The 18,656-nt window shown below is 65.1% G+C and carries 24 protein-coding genes; 16 read left to right on the top strand and 8 right to left on the bottom strand.

Features of this window, described 5'->3' with window-relative positions:
- Nucleotides 1-13: 13 nt before the first annotated feature.
- The 12 genes from ACXAF3_RS03615 to ACXAF3_RS03670 all read left to right on the top strand — a co-directional run bounded on the left by ACXAF3_RS03615 (nt 14) and on the right by ACXAF3_RS03670 (nt 8,611).
- Nucleotides 14-1,402 carry a YihY family inner membrane protein gene (locus ACXAF3_RS03615; RefSeq protein ID WP_475110918.1) on the top strand — a complete coding sequence of 463 codons (1,389 nt, stop codon included), beginning with the start codon at nt 14-16 and terminating at the stop codon, nt 1,400-1,402.
- A complete protein-coding gene (locus ACXAF3_RS03620) occupies nt 1,377-1,790 on the top strand; it encodes a TlpA family protein disulfide reductase (RefSeq protein ID WP_475110919.1) in 414 nt (137 codons plus the stop codon). Before ACXAF3_RS03615 ends, ACXAF3_RS03620 begins: the two co-directional genes overlap by 26 nt.
- Before the next feature lie 86 nt (nt 1,791-1,876).
- Nucleotides 1,877-3,241, top strand: a complete 1,365-nt coding sequence (locus ACXAF3_RS03625; protein ID WP_475110920.1) for an L-cystine transporter — start codon at nt 1,877-1,879, stop codon at nt 3,239-3,241.
- A 103-nt stretch (nt 3,242-3,344) separates the two neighbouring features.
- A complete protein-coding gene (locus ACXAF3_RS03630) occupies nt 3,345-3,713 on the top strand; it encodes a hypothetical protein (RefSeq protein ID WP_475110921.1) in 369 nt (122 codons plus the stop codon).
- 112 nt (nt 3,714-3,825) lie between these two features.
- Nucleotides 3,826-4,347: an RNA polymerase sigma factor gene (locus ACXAF3_RS03635; protein WP_475110922.1), complete on the top strand. Its 522-nt coding sequence runs from the start codon at nt 3,826-3,828 to the stop codon at nt 4,345-4,347.
- Nucleotides 4,344-4,703 (top strand): hypothetical protein, encoded by a 360-nt coding sequence (locus tag ACXAF3_RS03640; RefSeq protein ID WP_475110923.1) that lies wholly within the window; start codon nt 4,344-4,346, stop codon nt 4,701-4,703. The genes ACXAF3_RS03635 and ACXAF3_RS03640 overlap by 4 nt, the downstream gene beginning before the upstream one ends.
- Nucleotides 4,687-4,926 (top strand): hypothetical protein, encoded by a 240-nt coding sequence (locus ACXAF3_RS03645; RefSeq protein ID WP_475110924.1) that lies wholly within the window; start codon nt 4,687-4,689, stop codon nt 4,924-4,926. The genes ACXAF3_RS03640 and ACXAF3_RS03645 overlap by 17 nt, the downstream gene beginning before the upstream one ends.
- Nucleotides 4,919-5,377, top strand: coding sequence for a DUF3106 domain-containing protein (locus ACXAF3_RS03650; protein WP_475110925.1), 459 nt, complete (start codon nt 4,919-4,921; stop codon nt 5,375-5,377). Before ACXAF3_RS03645 ends, ACXAF3_RS03650 begins: the two co-directional genes overlap by 8 nt.
- A gap of 125 nt (nt 5,378-5,502) precedes the next feature.
- Nucleotides 5,503-6,078 (top strand): glycine zipper 2TM domain-containing protein, encoded by a 576-nt coding sequence (locus tag ACXAF3_RS03655; protein ID WP_475110926.1) that lies wholly within the window; start codon nt 5,503-5,505, stop codon nt 6,076-6,078.
- A gap of 56 nt (nt 6,079-6,134) precedes the next feature.
- Nucleotides 6,135-6,449: a PepSY domain-containing protein gene (locus ACXAF3_RS03660; RefSeq protein WP_475110927.1), complete on the top strand. Its 315-nt coding sequence runs from the start codon at nt 6,135-6,137 to the stop codon at nt 6,447-6,449.
- A 122-nt stretch (nt 6,450-6,571) separates the two neighbouring features.
- Complete coding sequence (locus ACXAF3_RS03665) at nt 6,572-7,246, top strand: response regulator transcription factor (protein WP_475110928.1); 675 nt, start codon at nt 6,572-6,574, stop codon at nt 7,244-7,246.
- 18 nt (nt 7,247-7,264) lie between these two features.
- The gene (locus ACXAF3_RS03670) at nt 7,265-8,611 is read left to right on the top strand and encodes an ATP-binding protein (protein ID WP_475110929.1); all 1,347 of its coding nucleotides are present in this window, start codon (nt 7,265-7,267) and stop codon (nt 8,609-8,611) included.
- Nucleotides 8,612-8,668: 57 nt separating this feature from the next.
- Here ACXAF3_RS03670 and ACXAF3_RS03675 read toward each other — a convergent pair whose 3' ends face one another.
- From ACXAF3_RS03675 to ACXAF3_RS03695, 5 genes are all read right to left on the bottom strand, one after another.
- A complete protein-coding gene (locus ACXAF3_RS03675; RefSeq protein WP_475110930.1) occupies nt 8,669-9,736 on the bottom strand; it encodes an MJ1255/VC2487 family glycosyltransferase in 1,068 nt (355 codons plus the stop codon).
- Complete coding sequence (locus ACXAF3_RS03680) at nt 9,733-10,263, bottom strand: phosphatase PAP2 family protein (RefSeq protein ID WP_475110931.1); 531 nt, start codon at nt 10,261-10,263, stop codon at nt 9,733-9,735. Before ACXAF3_RS03680 ends, ACXAF3_RS03675 begins: the two co-directional genes overlap by 4 nt.
- Before the next feature lie 190 nt (nt 10,264-10,453).
- Nucleotides 10,454-11,521: a saccharopine dehydrogenase family protein gene (locus ACXAF3_RS03685; protein ID WP_475110932.1), complete on the bottom strand. Its 1,068-nt coding sequence runs from the start codon at nt 11,519-11,521 to the stop codon at nt 10,454-10,456.
- Between the two features lie 60 nt (nt 11,522-11,581).
- Nucleotides 11,582-11,800: a DUF1653 domain-containing protein gene (locus ACXAF3_RS03690; RefSeq protein ID WP_475110933.1), complete on the bottom strand. Its 219-nt coding sequence runs from the start codon at nt 11,798-11,800 to the stop codon at nt 11,582-11,584.
- Nucleotides 11,801-11,805: 5 nt separating this feature from the next.
- Nucleotides 11,806-12,126, bottom strand: coding sequence for a DUF3301 domain-containing protein (locus ACXAF3_RS03695; protein WP_475110934.1), 321 nt, complete (start codon nt 12,124-12,126; stop codon nt 11,806-11,808).
- Between the two features lie 54 nt (nt 12,127-12,180).
- On the opposite strand from ACXAF3_RS03695, the gene ACXAF3_RS03700 reads away from it, so the two are divergent.
- Nucleotides 12,181-12,876 (top strand): SDR family oxidoreductase, encoded by a 696-nt coding sequence (locus ACXAF3_RS03700; protein WP_475110935.1) that lies wholly within the window; start codon nt 12,181-12,183, stop codon nt 12,874-12,876.
- A gap of 95 nt (nt 12,877-12,971) precedes the next feature.
- Here ACXAF3_RS03700 and ACXAF3_RS03705 read toward each other — a convergent pair whose 3' ends face one another.
- Nucleotides 12,972-13,199 (bottom strand): hypothetical protein, encoded by a 228-nt coding sequence (locus ACXAF3_RS03705; protein WP_475110936.1) that lies wholly within the window; start codon nt 13,197-13,199, stop codon nt 12,972-12,974.
- A gap of 363 nt (nt 13,200-13,562) precedes the next feature.
- Between ACXAF3_RS03705 and ACXAF3_RS03710 the strand changes: the two genes are divergently transcribed.
- Complete coding sequence (locus tag ACXAF3_RS03710) at nt 13,563-14,099, top strand: DUF1097 domain-containing protein (RefSeq protein ID WP_475110937.1); 537 nt, start codon at nt 13,563-13,565, stop codon at nt 14,097-14,099.
- Between the two features lie 153 nt (nt 14,100-14,252).
- Here ACXAF3_RS03710 and ACXAF3_RS03715 read toward each other — a convergent pair whose 3' ends face one another.
- Both ACXAF3_RS03715 and ACXAF3_RS03720 read right to left on the bottom strand, forming a co-directional pair.
- On the bottom strand, nt 14,253-14,561 hold the full coding sequence (locus ACXAF3_RS03715) for a GIY-YIG nuclease family protein (protein ID WP_475110938.1): 309 nt from the start codon (nt 14,559-14,561) through the stop codon (nt 14,253-14,255).
- A gap of 67 nt (nt 14,562-14,628) precedes the next feature.
- On the bottom strand, nt 14,629-15,717 hold the full coding sequence (locus ACXAF3_RS03720) for a PA0069 family radical SAM protein (protein WP_475110939.1): 1,089 nt from the start codon (nt 15,715-15,717) through the stop codon (nt 14,629-14,631).
- A gap of 113 nt (nt 15,718-15,830) precedes the next feature.
- Here ACXAF3_RS03720 and ACXAF3_RS03725 point away from each other — a divergent pair, with 113 nt between their 5' ends.
- Together ACXAF3_RS03725 and ACXAF3_RS03730 are read left to right on the top strand one after the other, a co-directional pair.
- Entirely contained in the window at nt 15,831-17,375 is a 1,545-nt protein-coding gene (locus ACXAF3_RS03725; protein ID WP_475110940.1) for an FMN-binding glutamate synthase family protein, read from the top strand.
- Nucleotides 17,375-18,628, top strand: a complete 1,254-nt coding sequence (locus ACXAF3_RS03730; protein WP_475110941.1) for a cation:proton antiporter — start codon at nt 17,375-17,377, stop codon at nt 18,626-18,628. The genes ACXAF3_RS03725 and ACXAF3_RS03730 overlap by 1 nt, the downstream gene beginning before the upstream one ends.
- Nucleotides 18,629-18,656 lie beyond the last annotated feature (28 nt).

An 18,656-nucleotide genomic window follows, 5' to 3' on the forward strand; every position in this document is an offset into this window, starting at 1 on the left:
AACGGAATTCCAAATGACGGAACTGGTACACCGTTGGCGTCGCTTCTTCGCTTCCCTGTGGACGCTGTTCAAAGAAAAGAACTGCCGCCAGAGCGCCGCGGCGCTCACTTATATGACGCTGTTCGCGATAGTGCCGCTGGTCACGGTCAGCTATGCGATGCTGTCGCTGTTCCCGGACTTTGCCGGCCTGGAGAGCAAGTTACAGCAGCAGATCTTCTCCCACTTCGTGCCGGAGAGCGGGCGCGAGGTGCAGGAGTACATCAGCAGTTTTTCCTCCCAGGCCCAGCGCCTCACCGGTGCCGGTATCGGCATACTGCTGATAACTGCGGGGCTGATGCTGCGCAATATCGAAGAGACCTTCAACGCGATCTGGGATATTCCCCGCGGGCGCCGCGGCGTTTCCAGTTTCCTGCTCTACTGGGCCATTCTGAGCCTGGGGCCGATCCTGCTCGGCGCCGGCCTCGCGGCCACCACTTATCTGTTCTCGCAGAAAATGTTCCTGCCCGAAGGGGATAGTCTCGGCCTGCTGCCGGTGATGCTGCGGCTGCTGCCCTGGGTCTTTACCGCCATCGCCTTCACGCTGTTGTTTATCGCCGTGCCCAACTGCCGCGTGCCGCTGCGCCACGGCCTGGCGGGCGGGGTGATTACCGCGTTCGCGTTTGAGGCGGCAAAGTATCTGTTTGGGGTGATAGTCGCGCGCAGTTCGGTGCAGGTCATTTACGGGGCCTTCGCCTTCGTGCCGCTGTTTCTGATCTGGATCTACCTGATGTGGATGATCGTGTTGGCGGGCTGCGTGCTGGTGCGCACCCTGACTGCTTACCACGCCGCCACCCACGGCAGGAAGTATTCGGACGTGGTCGCGACGCTGGTGTTGCTGTGGGAGTTTTTCAAGAGGTACCAGCGCGGCCAGCCGCTGCGCGAGCAGGATATCTCCCGCGCGGGCATCAAGCCCGCCCAGTGGCGGCGGATACGGCAGGTGCTGCAGGACCACAAGCTGATCACCCAGACGGAGCGCAACGACTATGTACTGCAGCGGGATCTGGATTCGATCTCCCTGATGGAGCTGTGCGGCTGGCTCAACCCGGCGCCGATACCCGGCTATCGCCACAGGGAGCTGCATAACCAGCCGTGGTACCCGGAGGTCGAACAGCGTTTTGAGGAGTCGCAGAGGTTCGCCGGCGAGCAGCTGGCGCTGGACCTGGGACAGCTGTTCCGCGGCGCGATGGAGCGGGAGGCCGCGGCAAATCGGGAGCAGGGTGACGCGGGATCGGACGGCAGTAAAAATGAAGAAAAGGGCAGGCGCGGGGGGGGCAAGCGTGGTTCCGGCAGAGGCAAAGCGAAATCTGAGAGTGATCCGGCGGGCAGCCTGTCTGTGGTTGGTCGCCGCAATAAGCGCCTGTAGCGGGGACGGCGACCGGCTGACGACGATTGACGGCAGCGCCGTGGACGTCAGCGGCAAGGTGCTGCTCGTCAATTATTGGGCCGAGTGGTGCAAGCCGTGCCGGGAGGAGATTCCCGAACTCAATCACCTGGCCGGCGGCGGCGATGTGTTGGTGCTCGGGGTCAATTACGATGCGCTGCCGCCGGAGAAAACGGTTGCGCAGGCGAGGAAACTGGGGATCGAATTTCCGGTGCTGGCCGCGGAACCGGCGGGGCGCTGGGGGCAGGAGAAGCCGACGGTGCTGCCCACCACCCTGATCATCGGGCCCGACGGCCGCTGGCGGCGGACGCTGGTCGGCCCGCAAACGGCGCAGAGCCTGCGGGCGGCGCTGGAGCAAAGCCGTTTATAAAACCATAACAAAAGCAACTATAGGGTGCGGGCGCGGCGCTGTTAAAGTGCCCGTCCATTTACGCCCGAGGTTGGGACTCTCAGTTTATGCATTTCAGTTCGTTCACTTTCCTGCTTGCCTTCGCTCTGCTCCTCTGGCCCCTGAACCGCTGGCACCGGGGGCGGGGGTCCCTGGCCCCGGCGGTGTTCGCCGGCCTGTTGTTGGGCGTGCTGTTTGGCGGGCTGCTGCAGCTGGCCAGGGGCTGGGGCGTGCAGCTCGCCGAGGTGTTGCCCTGGATAGATCTGCTCGGTGACAGCTACGTCAATCTGCTGCACCTGCTGGTGATGCCGCTGGTGCTGATCTCGATACTGGCCGCGGTGGTCAAGGTGAGTCACACCCAGGCGCTGGGTAAAATCAGCGTTTCGGTGCTGGCGGTACTGCTCGGCACCACCGCGATAGCGGCGCTGGTCGGTGTGCTGATGGCGAATCTGTTCGGCCTCTCCGCCGCCGGGCTGGTCGAGGGCGCGCGCGAGGCGGCGCGCGTGGATGTGCTGAACGAGCGCATGGGCCGGGTGAGCGACCTCAGTATTCCGCAGATGCTCACCTCCTTCGTGCCCAGGAACATTTTCGCCGACCTGGCCGGCGCGCGGGATACCTCCGTTATCGCCGTGGTCATCTTTGCGGTGCTGCTGGGCTTGGCGGCGCTGGCGGTGCGCCGGGAGTTTCCGCAAGAGGGCGCGCAGATAGAGCGCTTCGTGCACGTCGCCCAGGTTTGGGTGATGAAGCTGGTGCGCCTGGTCATGGCGTTCACCCCCTACGGAGTCATGGCCCTGGTGGCGAGCCTGATCGCCAATTCCAGCTGGGCGGATATCCTGAACCTGTTCAATTTCGTGCTGGCCTCCTTCGCCGCCATCGCGCTGATGTTCCTGGTGCACGGCCTGCTGCTGCTGGTCAACGGCATCAGTCCGCTGCACTACTTCGCCAAGGTGTGGCCGGTGCTGGTGTTCGCCTTCAGCTCCCGCTCGAGCGCCGCCACCATCCCGCTCAACGTGGAGACCCAGGTGGACGAGCTGCGCAATTCGCCCGCCATCGCCAACTTTTCCGCCTCCTTCGGTGCGACCATCGGTCAGAACGGCTGCGCCGGTATCTACCCGGCGATGCTGGCGGTTATGGTGGCGGTGCCCATGGGGATCGATGTGCTTGACCCGGTATGGCTGGCCACACTGGTGGCGGTGGTGGTGATCAGCTCCTTCGGCATCGCCGGCGTCGGCGGCGGCGCCACCTTCGCCGCGCTGGTGGTGCTACCGGCGATGGGGCTGCCGGTGACCATCGCCGCGCTGCTGATCTCGGTGGAGCCGCTGATCGATATGGCGCGCACGGCGCTGAACGTCAACGGGGCCATGACCGCGGGCACCCTGACGCAGCGCTGGCTCGGGGACCAGGTGCCCGGGCCGGAGATCATCGAGGGCTGAATTTTTTCAACGCCCGTCAACCGATTGCGCGCGGCGGCGTTATGGATCAGTGACAAGGCTAAACCGCTTAGGTGCAGCCGATTTCACTGAAAGGGAGCAAAAAATGAACAAGCTGATCCTGTCCACTCTCCTCACCGCCGGCCTGCTGATCTCGGCGCCTCTGTATGCCGATGGCGGCGACGCCCTGGACAAGCGCGGGGACCGCATCGAGCAGCGCCTCGACCGCAAGGGCGATCGGATAGAAAAGCGGCTCGACAACAAGGGCGACCGTATCGATGCGCGTCTGGATCGGCGCGCAGAGCGCGCCGAGGCCAATGGCAGAGAGCGGCTGGCCGAGCGCCTGGACCGCAAGGGCGATCGCATCGACCGGCGCCTTGACAGGAAGGGCGAGCGCATCGACAGGCGCCTGGATCGCAAGGGCGAGCGTATCGACCGCCGTCTCGACCGCCGCGGCAAGGCCATAGGGCACTGATTGCCAGGCCTTCTCACAGGACGCTCGCGCCCTGTGAGGCGGTTCACGGCCGCTGAGAGACACCGGCGGCACAATGGTTTCTGCATGTGTACTTCGGCGTCGATCGGCATCCATGAACCAATTCCTGGCCTCGGTAGAGCGACGGGCATTCACTATGGCGAGGCTCGCTGTGGGCAGCCGCGATGACGCCCTCGATATCGTGCAGGACGCCATGCTGGCGCTGGTCAAAAATTACAGTGACCGGGATAGTGCCGAGTGGCGGCCGCTGTTTTTTACCATCCTCAACAACCGCATTACCGACTGGCACCGGCGCCGCAAGAACATCTCCCGCTGGCAACTGCTGCGGGAGAAGTTCTCCGGCGACGGCGAAGAGGATATCGATCCCGGTGAGCTGCCGGACCCGCGCGCCCTGGCGCCCGAGCGGGCGCTGATCGGTGAGCGCACGCTGGACGCGATAGACTCGGCCGTGGAACAACTGCCCCTGCGCCAGCAGCAGGCCTTTCTGTTGCGATGCGTCGAGGGGTTCGATGTGGCGGAAACCGCGCGCGCCATGTCCTGCAGCAGTGGCAGTGTGAAGACGCACCTGTCCCGCGCGCTCAGCAGTTTGCGCGAACACCTGGAGGATTTGCGATGACGGCACCGGAGCCCCCCCGCGACGAGCAGAACCGGCGCTTGGTCGAAGCCGCGCGCGAGGCGATCGCGCGCCGCGACCGCGCGCTGGATGGCGAGACGCTGTCGCGCCTGCGGCGAATGCGCGCGGAAGCGGTGCGGCGCCCGCGCGCGCGGACACCGCTTTGGCTGCCGGCGGGCGCGGCCGTGGCGGCGGCACTTGTGGTTGCGCTGCTGTGGCCGCGGGCGCCGCAGCCGGAACTGGAAATGTTGGCCGCCGGTGAGTGGCTGCTGGACGAGGAAATGGAAATCGAAGTGATCGAAGAGATGGAGTTCTACCAGTGGCTCGCGGAGGAGGGACTGGGTGAGCACTCTTCCTGAGGCCCTCCGCCCGGCGCTGGTGTGGTTTCTGTTGCTGTCGCCGGCGGCGCCCGGCCAGCAGGCGGCGCCACTGGAGGAGGATTTCCTGTTGTTTCTGGATGAATGGGTGGATGAGGCCGGGGAAGTGGTGGCGCCGGCGGAGTTTGAGTCGCTGCAGGGGGAGTCGGCGCCGGCCGGAGAGACCGGCGGGGAAAGCGTGCCGCTGGAGGACAAAGATGGTTAACGGGTTGATCGCCGCACTGGGCAGGAGTGTCTGCCTGGCCCTGTGCCTGTTGGCGGCCTCGGCGTCGGCGACGGACTGGCAGAGTCTCAGTGAGAGCGAGCGCAAGCTGCTGCAGCGCTTCGAGGCGCGCTGGCCGGACCTGACCGAGGCGCAGCAGCGGAAACTGCTGAACGGTGCCCGCCGCTGGGCGGCCATGGACCCGGAGCAGCGCCGCCGCGCCCGCGCAGAATTTCGCAAGTGGCGCGCCCTGCCGCCGGAGCGCCGCGCGGAGCTGCGCAAGGCCTACCGCCGCTTTATGGCCCTGCCGCCGGAGAAGCGCGCGCGCATCCTCGAGGCGCGCAAGCGCTTCCGCCAGATGTCGCCGGAGCAGCGGCGCCAACTGCGCGAGAAGTGGCGCCAGCTGACCCCGGAGCAGCGCCGGCGCCTGCGCAGGTTGCGGCGCGGGGGCTGACCCGGACTTCCTCGGCCGCAACCGCGGCCCGGCGCAAGCCGAGGCACTCGGGAAACCTCAGTTCAGCTTCGATTCAGTCCCGCCCCCTTAACCTGCTCCCGTCGATGATCAACGGGAGATGGATCATGCACCTCTACAAACAGCTTCTCGCCGGCGCCGTGGTCGCCGCCCTGGTCGGGTTCAGCGCCTGCGCCAGTGCCGGCGACAGCGGTTACTATCCCGGCGACTACCTGGACGATGGCTACGATTACGCCACGGTGACCGACGTGACTCCGGTGTACACCGATGTGCAGGTGCGCACGCCGCGCACCCGCTGCTGGGACGAGCAGGTGGCCTACCGGCAACCGCCTTCCCCGGCCGGCGCGGTGATCGGCGGCTTGATAGGCGCCGCCATCGGCAACAACCTCGGCAAGCACGGCCACCACGGGCGCCGCTATTACCACCGCCACCACCGCGGCGCGACCACGGTGGCCGGCGCCGCCGTCGGTGCACTGGTGGGTACCCAGATCAGCCGTGCCAACGCGCCCACCCACTTCGTCACCGAGCAGCGCTGCCAGGTGGTGGACGAGTACACCACCCGCCGCGAGCTGGTCGGATACGACGTGCGCTACCGCTATAATGGTCGCCACTATTTGACTCGCACCGATCATCACCCTGGCGATAGAATCAGGGTCCGCGTCGATGTCTCGCCGGCATTTTAACGGGCCCGGGCATTCGGCCGTTGACAAGCGAGTTTCGGGATCACAGGAGCTGCACAGTGAAATCAATCTGCCCCCCAATCCGGACGGCCTGTGCCGTATGCGCACTGCTGCTCGGTATTTCCGCCCTGCCGTCGCAGGCGGCGGTGTTCGAGCGGGGGGATTTCCGCCCGGAATACCTGCGGGTGCAGAAAAAGGAAATTTCCCGCGACCAGGCCGCGTCCATCGTGAAACGGCGCTACGGCGGCAAGATCCTGGCGATCTCCGAAGTGCAGCGGAAAGGTCGCAGCATGTACCGGGTCAAAGGGCTCTCGGATCAAAGCCAGGTCTATGTGGTCTATGTGGACAAGCAGAGCGGGCGCATTTCCCGCTAGAAGCTGTTTCATTACTACTACACGGGCGCCTGGCGGTGCTCGGCATAACCGAGTGGATGCGTTAGCGCCCGTTTGAAATTTGGCGCTTGGATTTCGTAAGGGTTTCAGAAAGAGGGGGCAAGATGCGCGCACTACTGGTGGAAGATGAGGTGCTGCTGAGACAGCAGCTGGCGGAGTCCCTGCGCGGTGCCGGCTACACCGTCGACGAGGCGCCGGACGGGGAGGAAGCGCTGTACCTGGGCCGCGAATACCCCTACGACGTCGCGGTGATGGATCTGGGCCTGCCGAAGATGGACGGCATCCAGGTGATACAGACACTGCGCGGCGAGGACAAGCATTTTCCGATCCTGATCCTCACCGCCCGCGGTCACTGGCAGGAGCGGGTCGCGGGCCTGGAGGCCGGTGGCGACGACTATCTGGTGAAGCCCTTCCACACCGAAGAACTGCTGGCGCGACTGAACGCGCTGGTACGCCGCTCCGCCGGTTTCTCCTCGCCCACGATCAAGGCCGGGCCCATAGTGCTGGATACCAGCTCGCAGCGGGTCAACGTCGGCGACACAGAACTGGAACTGACCTCCTTCGAGTACAAGGTGCTGGAATACCTGATGCTGCACCCGGACGAGGTGGTGTCCAAGACGACTCTGACCGAACATATCTACGAACAGGACTGCGACCGCGACAGCAATGTGATCGAGGTATTTATCGGCCGTTTGCGCAAGAAATTCGACGCGGCGGCGCAGTTGAAGCCTATCGAAACCCTGCGCGGCCGCGGCTACCGCTTCGTTGCGCCCCAGTAAGTCCCGGTCGCGAATACCGTGCTTTCCTCCCGGCTTACGTCCCTCAAGGGGCGCCTCTCGCTGGTCACCATCCTCGTGCTGGTGGCCTTTCTGCTGATGATTTCCGGTGCGCTGGAACACGCCTACCGCAGCTCCCTGGACGAGGCCAAACGGCGCGAACTGCAGCTGCACGTCTATACGCTGCTGGCGGTGGCGGAGCCGGAGGGCGACCGCCTGCGCTTTCCGCCGGTCCTGCCGGAACAGCGCTTCAACCAGCCGGACTCCGGCCTCGTGGGTGCGGTGACGGACCAGCGCGGCCGCGTCATCTGGCGCTCCGCCTCGGCGCTGGCACTGCCGCAGTTGCCGTCCCACCCGCTGCCCCAGGGGCGCCAGGCTTACGGGCGGGTGATGCTGCCCGGCGATGCGGGCCGTTACATCAGCTTCCGCCAGGGGGTTGCCTGGGGGCTGGAAAACGAAAACCAGTTTACCTTTGTGGTGATGGAAGACGCGGCGCCGCTCGCCGCCCAGGTGGAACAGTTCCGCTCGACCCTGTGGCGCTGGCTGGGGCTCGGCGCGCTGCTGCTGGTACTGGCCCAGTGGCTGGTTTTGCGCTGGGGGTTGGCGCCGCTGCGCTCGGTGGCGCGCGCGCTGCAGGAGATGCAGCGCGGCGGCAGCGACCGGCTGGAGGGGCGCTTTCCACGCGAGCTGAAACCGCTCACCGACAACCTGAACCTGTTGATAGAAAACGAGCGCCGCCAGCGGGAGAAAACCCGGCATACACTGGCGGACCTGGCCCACAGCCTGAAGACGCCGCTGGCGGTTTTGAAAGGGTTGAACTTCTCCGGCAATCCGCGCGAGACCTACGAAACACTGGTGGAGCAGGTGCAGCGCATGGACAGCATCATCAGCTACCAGCTGAGCCGCGCCGTCACCAGCTCGCCCAAGTCGATACTGCGCGGCGTGCCGGTGGCGCCGCTGGTGCGGAAAATCCTCGACGCGCTGGAAAAGGTCTACCGGGACAGACCCTGCGAGGTGCAGCTGCAGTGCGATGAAGAGACGCTTTTCTACGGCGACGAGGGCGACCTGATGGAGCTGCTCGGCAACCTGCTGGACAACGGCTACAAATACGGTGGTGGCGAACTGAAAGTCAAAATCGAGAACGACGGCGACGGGCGCAAGCTGCATATCCGCATTGCCGACAACGGCCCGGGCATGGACGCGGAAAAGTGGCGCAGAGTCACCCGGCGCGGCGTGCGCGCCGACCAGCAGCAGCCGGGGCAGGGCATAGGCCTGGCGGTGGTCATGGATATCGTCGAGAGCTACGAGGGCGAGATCTCCGCGGCGCCGCGCGCCGAGGGCGGCACGGAAATCGAAGTGAGGCTGTAATCAGTGCAGCGGCATTTCGGCGTTGCGCCGGGGCAGTATCTGCGCAGCCGCTGAGACTCAGTCCGCGGTGGCCGGCGCCGCCTGGTCGCCCTTGTCGGCGCGCCCCGGCACCACCTGTTCCCACAGGCGATCGGCCAGTTCGGCGGGCGTCTGGCGGCGGCCGTCCGACAGCCAGCGCGCGATGCTGCCGGCCACGTCCGGCCACTGGATATGCACGCCGGCGGGCTCGTCGTCCAGCCAGGTGCCGATGGTTTCCGCGTTCACCGCGTCGACCACCTGGGCCAGCTGCAGTTCGCGCAGCGCCTGGGCGTTGGCCTCCTGCTCGAACTGGCCGGCCAGGGGGCGGGTCAGGATCGGCTTGCCCAGGGTCAGCGTCTCGGCGATCAGCTCGAAGCCGCTGTTGCAGATGACCGCCGTGGAAGTCGCCACGTCCTCGCGGAAGCCGTCTATCGAGGGCGCCTTCAGGCGGATATTGTCCGCCGCCGGCAGGTCGAGCGGGGCGCCGTAGAGGATAAACTGCCGCGGCACTTTGGCCAGTTCGTCCAGCAGCCGAACATGGTGTTCGAACGGCAGGTAGACGAGGATATGGTCGCCGCTGCTCGCCGCACCGTGGGGCTGGGCGATCGGCGGCAGTATCGGGTGGCCGAAGTGATACCAGTGCATGCCCAGGCTGTTCTGCACCGGCGCGAAGGCGCGCATGATACCGCGCGCCATCCAGTTGAAGCGCGGCGCCGGGATCGGGAAGTTGAACGCGTACTGGTGGCCCAGGCCCAGGCTGGGTACGCCGCGGCGCCTGGCGGCCCAGGCGGTGACCGGTTCGAAGTCGCTGATGACCAGGTCGAAGTCGTGCACCGGCAGTGCGCGGATATCCCGCAGCAGCCGCCTCAGATTGAGTTGGCGGGCGGTGGCGACGGAATCTATCCTGCCCTCGCGGTGCACGAAGGTCAGGCCCTCGCGCCACCAGTAGTCGCCGAAGGGCTCCATGCTGAAGAATTTTTCCGGGGCGCGGCCCGAAAAGAGCCACTGCACCTCCAGTTCCGGGTGTTTCTGCAGCGCCGCGGCCATGGCGCGGGCGCGGGAGATATGGCCGTTGCCGGTTCCCTGTACGCCGTAGAGAATCTTCACAAAAAGGCTCCGCTGATCAATAGGCCGACACTGGTGCCGAGGGCGGCGCCGGCGCAGACATCGGTGGGGAAGTGTACACCCAGGCCCACCCGCGAGGTGCCCACACCGGCGGCCCAGAAGTAGCCCAGCAGCCACAGCGGGCTCAGCGCCTGGCAGAGCAGGGTCACGAACAGGAAGGCGCCGGACGTGTGTCCCGAAGGCAGGCTGAAACGGTCGTGGGCGACAATCACCGAGCGCATGCCGGGAATCGCCTGCGGCGGGCGCAGCCGCCTGGTGGTGTTCTTGATGGCCCAGTAGAGGGAGCGCTCCACCGCGAAGGCGGTGCCGCACAGGTAGAAGAACTGCACCGCCGCGGCGGCGGAACTGGACAGGGCCACGATCAGCGGTGACAGCAGATACAGCCAGCCGTCGCCACTTCTCGACAGCCACAGGTAGCGCCTGCGCGCTGCCGGTCGCGCGGCCCGCTCCGCCATATGCAGAACCAGTGATACGTCAAAACTTTTCAGGGTCAGGGGTAAGCTTCGCATGCGGCCAAGTTACGAAGCGAATATTGCGCAGACTTGACCGATTTATGTCAGAAGCGTGAAACCTGACATTCCGGGACGGCTGTAGGAGCGGCCCATGGCCGCGACCGGTGTGGCTACTGGCTGAGATCGATCGCGGCCACGGGCCGCTCCTACGGGGATAGAGGTGGGGTGCGCCGCGCGCACCAAATACTCAGTCGATCCCTATCTTGATCGCACTCGAGCCCGGCAGTTTCTCCACCAACTCGTGGCCGCACAGCTTCGACGGCGTGAAGTAGCCGCCCTCGCCCCGGTAGTCGAGCAGGAATTCCGCTACCGCCAGGGAGCCGTGTACCGTCACGTCGTAGCCGTTGGCGGTCACCACCCGGCCTATCTTGCGCTCGCCGCGGCGGTCGTTGCGCACCTCGCCCCAGACCCAGGTCTGCTGGGCGGAGCGCTTCTCCTCGCTGGGGCCGCGCACCGATTTTTCCACCTTGCCCTTGAGCCAGCTCTGCACCCAGTTCATGCGCAGCAGCCAGCGGAAGCGGTTCAGCCGCTTCAGTTTCTTTGCCCGGCGCGGGCTCATCGGGATATAGACCTCGATATTGGGGATCTCGGTCGAATAGTAGGCGGTGGCCACATCGCCCCAGGGAATGGCGACGGCGAACTTTTCGCCGCGGCCGAAATCGATCTGCCGGGTCAGCTCGCCGTGGCCGATAATCTCGATCTTGCCGTTGCGGCGCACGGCGCCGCCGACGCCGAGGCTCTCGATGGAGGTCTTGGCGGTGCCGGGGCTCAACGGGGAATCCGAATCGAAGCCCAGGGTCAGGTGGGTCGCAGACGGAATCGCCTTGTGCAGCGCCGCGGCCAGGCAGTCGGTGGGAATCACATCGAAGCCAGTGCCGGGGCAGAGCACCACGCCGGCGGCCTTGGCCTGGGCGTGCATCGCGTGGGCCATGCGGTAGACCTGCATCTCGCCGGTGATGTCCTGGTAGTGGGTGCCGGCGTTGATGCAGGCGCGCATCATCGGTTCGGCGGTGGCGGAGAAGGGACCGGCGCAGTGGATGACCAGGTCCATATCGCGCAGGCTGCTCTCCAGGGTTTCCGTCGCATCCAGGCCGATGGCCATCGCCGGCAGGCCCAGTTCGTCCGCCAGCGGCTGCAGTTTTTTCGCGTTGCGCCCCGCCAGCAGCGGGCGGTAGCCCCTGGCCACCGCCTCGCGCGCAATCAGCTCGCCGGTATAGCCGTTGGCACCGTAGATCATTATTTTTTTATTGTTCACCGAGTGACCTGTCTGTTGTATCGGTAGGGAGAATTGGGTGACGCAACCTTATGGCGTCATTTACGGCGAGTCAAACGCTTGTAACAGGGCGAAGCGGGGGATGGCTTTTCCGTCTTTTTGCACCGTTTCGGTAAACATCTGCAGGGGCCGCACCCAGACGCCGTAGTCGCCGTAGAGCGCCCGGTAGACCACCAGTTTCTCGCCGCTCTCGCTGTGTGTGGCCACTTCCAGCACTTCGTAGAGGTTGCCCTTGTAGTGGCGATAGATTCCGCGCTGCATCGATTTCAGGCCAGGTGGTGGGGGGACAGTTGGATCTGGGTGATGCGCCGCCCGTGCAGCACCGCGATACCCGCGTAGCGGTGTTCGCCGGTAGAGGTGAACTCGAACTCGTAGCTGCGCTGCAGCCGCACCTGGCCGAGGCCGTCGCGCTTCAGGCGGGTGCGCACCAGCGCCACTGTGTCGTCCAGCAGCTGTACCCCCAGCTGCCGGCAGTGTTCCGCCGCCGCGCGGCGCACCTGCTCCTTGGCCGCCATGCCGGCCCAGAAGTACCAGGCGCCGAGGGCGAGCAGGAAGAGCCAGAAGAGATCGCTGAGTGAGTAGAACATCGAACCGGGGTTGCTATCATCTGAGCCAGAAAGAATACCATCGAAGGAGACATCGTGTCCGGCACCATACTGATCACCGGCAGCAACCGCGGCATAGGCCTGGAGGTGTGCCGCCAGTTCGCCGCCGACGGCTGGCAGGTACTGGCCTGCTGCCGCGACCTGCCCAATGCCTCGGAACTGCGCGCCCTGCGTGAGCAGTTCCCCAATCTGCGCCTGTTCCAGCTGGATGTGACCGACTACGGACAGATGGCGGCACTGGCCAAGGCCCTGCAGGACGAGCCCATCGATATTCTGCTGAACAACGCCGGCTACTACGGCCCCAAGGGCGTCGGCTTCGGCCATGTGGATCTGGACGAGTGGCGCCGGGTGCTGGAGTCCAACACCATAGCGCCCTATATGATGGCGCAGACCTTCGCCGACCATGTCGCCGCGAGCCGGCGCCGGGTCATCGCGGTGCTCAGCAGCAAGGTGGGTAGCATCGCCGACAACCGCTCCGGCGGTGGCTATATCTATCGCTCCTCCAAGACCGCGGTGAACCAGGTGGTGAAGAGCCTGTCCATCGACCTGCGCGAGCGGGGTATCAGTGTGATTGCGCTGCACCCCGGTTGGGTGAAGACGGCGATGGGCGGCCCCAAGGCGCTGATCTCCGCGGAGGAGAGTGTGGCCGGGCTGAAGCGGGTACTGCTGGATACCAACCCGGAAAACAGCGGCCGTTTTATCAACTACGACGGCAGCGAGATTCCCTGGTGATTGCTGCCAACGCCGCGGCTGCAGCCATTAGCCCAGGCTGATCCAGCCGAAATGCTGGGCCATCTGGCTGACTGACATCAGCAAACAGATGGTGATCACCAGCTGGATCCGTTTGCGGCCTTCAGGAACAGCGTCAGGCTGGCCGTCAGTGTGCCGACGACAGGCTGGCTCGTGTTGGTGGCCAGCGCGCTGGCCGGCGGTACGCCGGCGAGCAGCAGCGCCGGCAGCGTGACCAGGCCCCCGCCGCCGGCGAGGGTGTCCACCCAGCCCTCCAGCATGGCGACCGCAAAGAAAATCAACAGCAGCGAAATCGCCAGTTCCATCGGGCCTGAATTCCGGTAGAGGGGCGCGGAAGGGCGCCTATTTTGCCCGAGCCGGGCACCAAAAAAACATCTCCTGACAGCCGCTGTCAGTCGAAAGGGCGAGACTGCAAACGACCACGGATATAACCCGTGGATATCGCGTTAGAACGCCCGCTTCTTTTCAGCCCCTGCAGCCGGCCGCGCCCGGAATTTTGGGCAAGGATTCTGAAGTTCTCTGCTACCGGTGAAATGCACCGGTGTGCAGAATTCAATGGCCGGAAACGTATCGCGCGGGGCTTGGTTTGAAATCCCCTGCGGCAGGCCCGGACCTTTTTGGGCAAGTGGGATACCTGTCGCAAACTCGCATTCGGAAGGAGATGGTCAATGAGTCAGGCAATTGCCAGCGAACAAAGCGCTGAACAGATCGAATTCTTCAGGCTCGCCAAGACCCCGCTGTCCGCGGCCCTGCTGGCCGGCGCCGCCGCGCTCTGCCTGTTCGTCGGCCTGCCGGTGTGGGCCGCGCTCGGGGGCTGGGCCGCCTACTATACGCGCGGATCGACACTGCGCGACGGTGCCTACAATCTCGCCTGCGCGGTGACCGGGCTCGGCTTCGGCATAGTCGCCCAGTCGGTGGCGCTCAGGCTGGACCCGAGCCTCGGCATCATGGCGCTGCCGGCGACCCTGTTCCTGGCCGCGATCAGCATTCAGCTGATGAAATGGATTACCGGCGTGGACAATGTGCCCAGCTATTTCCTCGGTGTACTGGTGGTCTTTGCCGCGGCTATGGACAGTTCACTGGATACCTACCTGATTCTGACGGCGGCGGTTTCGGTGGGCGCATTTGCCGCGGCCCTGCCGGATATACTGCGCCGGATACAGGCGGATGGCGGCGGCAGTGCGGGAAAATCGCCCGGACATTGACGGAGAGGTGTAAGCGATGTGCAAGCGTGTTTTGTTCGCCACTGCGATGATCTTTGTCTGCGCACTGGCATTTACCGGCCCGGCCACTTCGGAGCCGGATCTGGAAACAGAGTTTTACAGCAGTCCGCTGTAGCGCGCCGGGGTGAACAGACCCTATTCTGCGCCATCCCCTTGAGGCCCTGAGCCATTTGCCGGCGGTGACAACCCCACGCCGCCGGCAATCAGGGCCTCTTTTTTTTCCTTTGGCCACTTCTTGATTTGCATTTCCAGCTTCAGCGCCTCGGACTTGTCCGCCACCGCCTGCCGGAATTCCAGCGTGAGCGGGCCGCGCCCGCGCAGCGCCTTGGCCGCTTTGGGGCCACCGCTCTGGTGCTCGGCGAAACGGCGCTCCACATCGCGGGTGATTCCGGTATAGAGTGCTCCGCTGTTGGTGCGGATCAGATAGACAAACCAGTCGCTCAAAGTGCTGTTCCCACGGTTGCTGCGCGGCTATTGTCCATCAGCGAACGGCGCGGGAAAACCTCCGGACTCAAAACAGCGACTGCTGGTCGCCGGAGCGGGGCGGCGGGCGAAAGCGGCTGCAGTCCATCCTCAACTCGCGCCGGTTCAGCCCCAGTTTTTTGATCGCGACGCGGAAGCGCTGTTGCAACAGCTGCGCGAAGACCCCGGTACCCGTCTGCCGTCGGGCGAAGTCGCTCTGGTAATCCCGCCCGCCGCGGCTCTGCTGTACCAGGCTCATTACGTGCTCCGCGCGCTCCGGGTAGTGGGCGGCCAGCCACTGGCGGAACAGGGGCGCCACCTCAAACGGCAGGCGCAGCAGTATATAGGCCGCGCGTGCCGCGCCGGCATCCCTTGCCGCTGCGAGAATCGCTTCCAGCTCGCAGTCGTTCAATGCCGGAATCATCGGCGCCGCCATTACCGCGGTGGGAATCCCGGCCTGGCTCAACTGCTCTATGGTGCGAAGGCGCGCCGCCGGGCCGGCGGTGCGCGGTTCCAGTTTTCTCTTCAGGTCGTTGTCGAGGGTGGTCACGCTGATGGCCACCTGGGCCTGCCCGTCCGCGGCCATCTCAGCCAGTAGCGGCAGATCGCGCAGTATCAGCTGGCTCTTGGTGACGATGGTCACCGGCTGCTGGTAGCGCTGCATCACTTCCAGTAGGCGCCGGGTGATGCGCTTCTCCCGCTCCAGTGGCTGGTAGGGATCGGTATTGGAACCGAGCGCTATGGGGCTGCAGCGATAACTGCGTTTGCGCAACGCCTTTTCCAGCAGCTCCGCCGCGTTCGGTTTGAAGAAGATCCTGCTCTCGAAATCCAGCCCCGGGGACAGGTCCATATAAGCGTGCGACGGGCGGGCGTAGCAGTAGACGCAGCCGTGCTCGCATCCCCTGTAGGGGTTGATCGATTGGCTGAAGGGCAGGTCCGGCGAGCGGTTGCTGGCGATAATGGTCTTGGCTTTTTCCTCGATGGCCTCGGTCAGCAGCCGCTCCGGCGCTTCGGCCTCGCTCTGCCAGCCGTCGCTCTCGCGGGTGCTGACCCGGGGCACGAAGCGCCCGGCCAGGTTGCTGGCGGCGCCGCGGCCCTTGTGTATCCGGGCGGGGTTGTCGGGGTCTTCGTTGGTCACGGCCTGGTATCGGTATCTGTATAAATATACAGTCTATGATCGGCAGGCCCGCTTGTGCAAGCCTCCCGGCAAAGGCATACAATGGGACCCACTACGGCAGGGGAATTGGTGAGATGGATCTTGAGGCGGTGGTCGCTATCCGCAACTTTGCGGTTCATGTGCTGCAGGTGTTTGCGCTGCTGTTTGCGTTCGCGCTGGTCCTGTTGGCGCTCTATGTGCTCTACATGTACCTGTCGGATATCAGCCAGACCAAGCAGGCCATCCGGCGCAACTTCCCGGTATTGGGGCGTTTCCGCTACAAGTTCGAGCACCTGGGGGAATTCTTCCGCCAGTATTTCTTCGCCCTCGACCGCGAGGAGATGCCGTTCAACCGCGCCCAGCGCAGGTGGGTGTATCGCGCGGCTAAGAATGTGGATTCGACTCTGGCCCTGGGGTCCACCCGGCCGCTGAACCAGCCCGGCGATGTGATATTCCTGAATCACCCCTTTCCGACCCTGGAGAAAGACGCCGTGCCGCCGCGGGAGGTCACCGTCGGCGAGGGTTTTGCGCGGGAGCCCTACACGACCGCTTCTATCTTCAATATCTCCGGTATGAGTTTCGGCGCCCTGTCGGTGCCGGCGGTGACTGCGCTGTCCATGGGCGCGGCCAGGGCGGGTATCTGGCTCAACACCGGAGAGGGAGGCCTGTCGAACCACCACCTTGTGGGAGGCTGCGATATCGTCTTCCAGATAGGTACCGCCAAATACGGCGTGCGCGACGCCGAGGGCCGGCTGTCGGACGAGAAGCTGCGCGAACTGGCGGCGCGCCCGCAGGTGAAGATGTTCGAGCTGAAACTCTCCCAGGGGGCCAAGCCGGGCAAGGGCGGCATACTGCCCGGTATCAAGGTCACCGAGGAAATCGCCCGGGTGCGCGGTATTCCCGTGGGCGTGGACTCCATCAGTCCCAACGGCCACCCGGAGTTCAATACCGTGGACGGCCTGCTGGACATGTTGCATCACATCCGCGCCGTTACCGGCAAGCCCACCGGCTTCAAGTGTGTGATCGGCACAAGCGACTGGCTGCGCGAGATGTGTGAATCGATACAGCGGCGCGGCCTGGAATACGCGCCGGACTTTATCACCATCGACAGCGCCGACGGCGGCAGCGGGGCGGCGCCGCAGAGCCTGATGGACTATATGGGCCTGCCGCTCAACCGCAGCCTGCCGCTGGTGGTGGATATGTTGACGGACTGCGGCCTGCGCGAGCGGGTCAAGGTGATCTGCGCCGGCAAGCTGCTGACGCCGTCGATGGTGGCCTGGGCGCTGGCGATGGGGGCCGACTTCGTCAACTGCGGGCGCGGTTTTATGTTCGCGCTGGGCTGCATCCAGGCGATGCAGTGCAACAGGAATACCTGTCCCACCGGCGTGACCACCCACAACCCGGACCTGCAGCAGGGCCTGGACCCGATGGACAAGGCGGAGCGCGTCTACAATTACGCACGCAACCTGGTCTACGAGGTGGGCACCATTGCCCATTCCTGCGGCGTGGCCGAGCCGCGCGGGCTGCGCCGCCACCACGTGGAGGTGATCGACGAGCGCGGCATGGCGGTGCCCCTCGCCGCGCTGGTTGAGGAGGTGAAACCCAAATCGGTGATAGCGACCGACAGTGGAGCGGAGTGATGGAAGGGGTTACCACACTGGTGGGGCAGGGGCTCTATATGGCCTCGGCCGCGGTTGTCGGCCTGGGCATGGCGCGCCTGCTGCGCAGCGACAGCACCCTCGGCTGCCTGATCGCCGGTGTGCTCGCCGGTATGCTACTGCCGCTGATCGATTTCGATACCGGTCTGCGTGCGGAAAACCTGCACCAACTGGTGTTCTTCGTGATACTGCCGGTACTGATCTTCGAGTCCGCGTGGCAGATAGAGCCGCGGGTATTAAAGCGCTGGCTGGGGCCGATACTGCTGTTCGCGACCTTGGGCGTCGTTGTCTGCGCGCTGCTGATCGCACTGTTGACCTATTTCGGTATCAATCACCCGACCGGCTTCCCCTGGATAGCGGCGCTGTTGACCGGCGCGATACTGGCGGCCACGGACCCGGTGTCTGTGGTGGCCAAGTTGCGCCAGAGCGGCGCCGAAGAGGATCTGCTGACGCTGGTGGAGGGGGAGAGCCTGTTCAACGACGCGGCGGCGGTGGTGCTCTTTTCCCTGATGTTGGGCGTGGCCAGCCACAGTGTGATCGAGGGCGGCGCAGAGACCGGCGAGCCGCTGTACGGCGCCGGCAATGTGGCCCTGTATTTTGCCGTGACTTTCTTCGGCGGCCTGGCGGTGGGGCTGCTGTGCGGGCTGGTGACGGCGATCGTCGTGCTTTTCCTGCGCTCCGCCGGCGCCGGGCTGATGACCCTGGTACTGGCCGCCTTCGGCAGCTTCTATCTGGCGGAGCATCTGGTGCATGTGTCCGGCATCATGTCGGTGATGGTCTGCGCCATCGTCGCCCGCGCCTGCCTGCGCGAGCAGCTAGAGACCTACCTGGTGCACGCCGAGCCCACCTGGGAGTGGCTGGGCCTGCTGTTCGGCGCGTTGATATTCGTGATCATGGGGCTGACGATCACCTTCGAGATGTTTACGCACCAGTGGCTGGCGATGCTGATTGCGATCGCCGCGGCCGTGGGCGCGCGCGCGCTGGCGATATTTTTGATGGCGCCGATGGCGCATTTTGTCGGGCCGCCGATCCCCAAGGCCTGGCGTGTGATCATGGGGTGGGGCGGCTTGCGCGGCGTGATCGCGGTGGCGCTGGTGCTGTCGCTGCCGACGGAATTGCCCTACTGGTGGACGGTGCAGTCGATGGTGTTTGGTGTAGTGCTGTTTTCGCTGCTGGTACAGGGTACCAGCAGCGGCTGGCTGATCGGCAAGTTGCAGAAAAGCAGCAGTCGTTGAGCCGGGATTGCCCTCCCCGGCCAGGTGG

It is taken from the genome of Microbulbifer sp. ABF4_143 (assembly GCF_056160225.1).

What these genes read in the sequence shown, in the direction of transcription:
- ACXAF3_RS03615 (WP_475110918.1), top strand. Translation starts at nt 14, where the DNA reads ATGACGGAACTGGTACACCGTTGGCGTCGCTTCTTCGCTTCCCTGTGG.
- ACXAF3_RS03625 (WP_475110920.1), top strand. Translation starts at nt 1,877, where the DNA reads ATGCATTTCAGTTCGTTCACTTTCCTGCTTGCCTTCGCTCTGCTCCTC.
- ACXAF3_RS03630 (WP_475110921.1), top strand. Translation starts at nt 3,345, where the DNA reads ATGAACAAGCTGATCCTGTCCACTCTCCTCACCGCCGGCCTGCTGATC.
- ACXAF3_RS03635 (WP_475110922.1), top strand. Translation starts at nt 3,826, where the DNA reads ATGAACCAATTCCTGGCCTCGGTAGAGCGACGGGCATTCACTATGGCG.
- ACXAF3_RS03640 (WP_475110923.1), top strand. Translation starts at nt 4,344, where the DNA reads ATGACGGCACCGGAGCCCCCCCGCGACGAGCAGAACCGGCGCTTGGTC.
- ACXAF3_RS03650 (WP_475110925.1), top strand. Translation starts at nt 4,919, where the DNA reads ATGGTTAACGGGTTGATCGCCGCACTGGGCAGGAGTGTCTGCCTGGCC.
- ACXAF3_RS03655 (WP_475110926.1), top strand. Translation starts at nt 5,503, where the DNA reads ATGCACCTCTACAAACAGCTTCTCGCCGGCGCCGTGGTCGCCGCCCTG.
- ACXAF3_RS03665 (WP_475110928.1), top strand. Translation starts at nt 6,572, where the DNA reads ATGCGCGCACTACTGGTGGAAGATGAGGTGCTGCTGAGACAGCAGCTG.
- ACXAF3_RS03680 (WP_475110931.1), bottom strand. Translation starts at nt 10,263, where the DNA reads ATGCGAAGCTTACCCCTGACCCTGAAAAGTTTTGACGTATCACTGGTT.
- ACXAF3_RS03690 (WP_475110933.1), bottom strand. Translation starts at nt 11,800, where the DNA reads ATGCAGCGCGGAATCTATCGCCACTACAAGGGCAACCTCTACGAAGTG.
- ACXAF3_RS03695 (WP_475110934.1), bottom strand. Translation starts at nt 12,126, where the DNA reads ATGTTCTACTCACTCAGCGATCTCTTCTGGCTCTTCCTGCTCGCCCTC.
- ACXAF3_RS03705 (WP_475110936.1), bottom strand. Translation starts at nt 13,199, where the DNA reads ATGGAACTGGCGATTTCGCTGCTGTTGATTTTCTTTGCGGTCGCCATG.
- ACXAF3_RS03710 (WP_475110937.1), top strand. Translation starts at nt 13,563, where the DNA reads ATGAGTCAGGCAATTGCCAGCGAACAAAGCGCTGAACAGATCGAATTC.
- ACXAF3_RS03725 (WP_475110940.1), top strand. Translation starts at nt 15,831, where the DNA reads ATGGATCTTGAGGCGGTGGTCGCTATCCGCAACTTTGCGGTTCATGTG.
- ACXAF3_RS03730 (WP_475110941.1), top strand. Translation starts at nt 17,375, where the DNA reads ATGGAAGGGGTTACCACACTGGTGGGGCAGGGGCTCTATATGGCCTCG.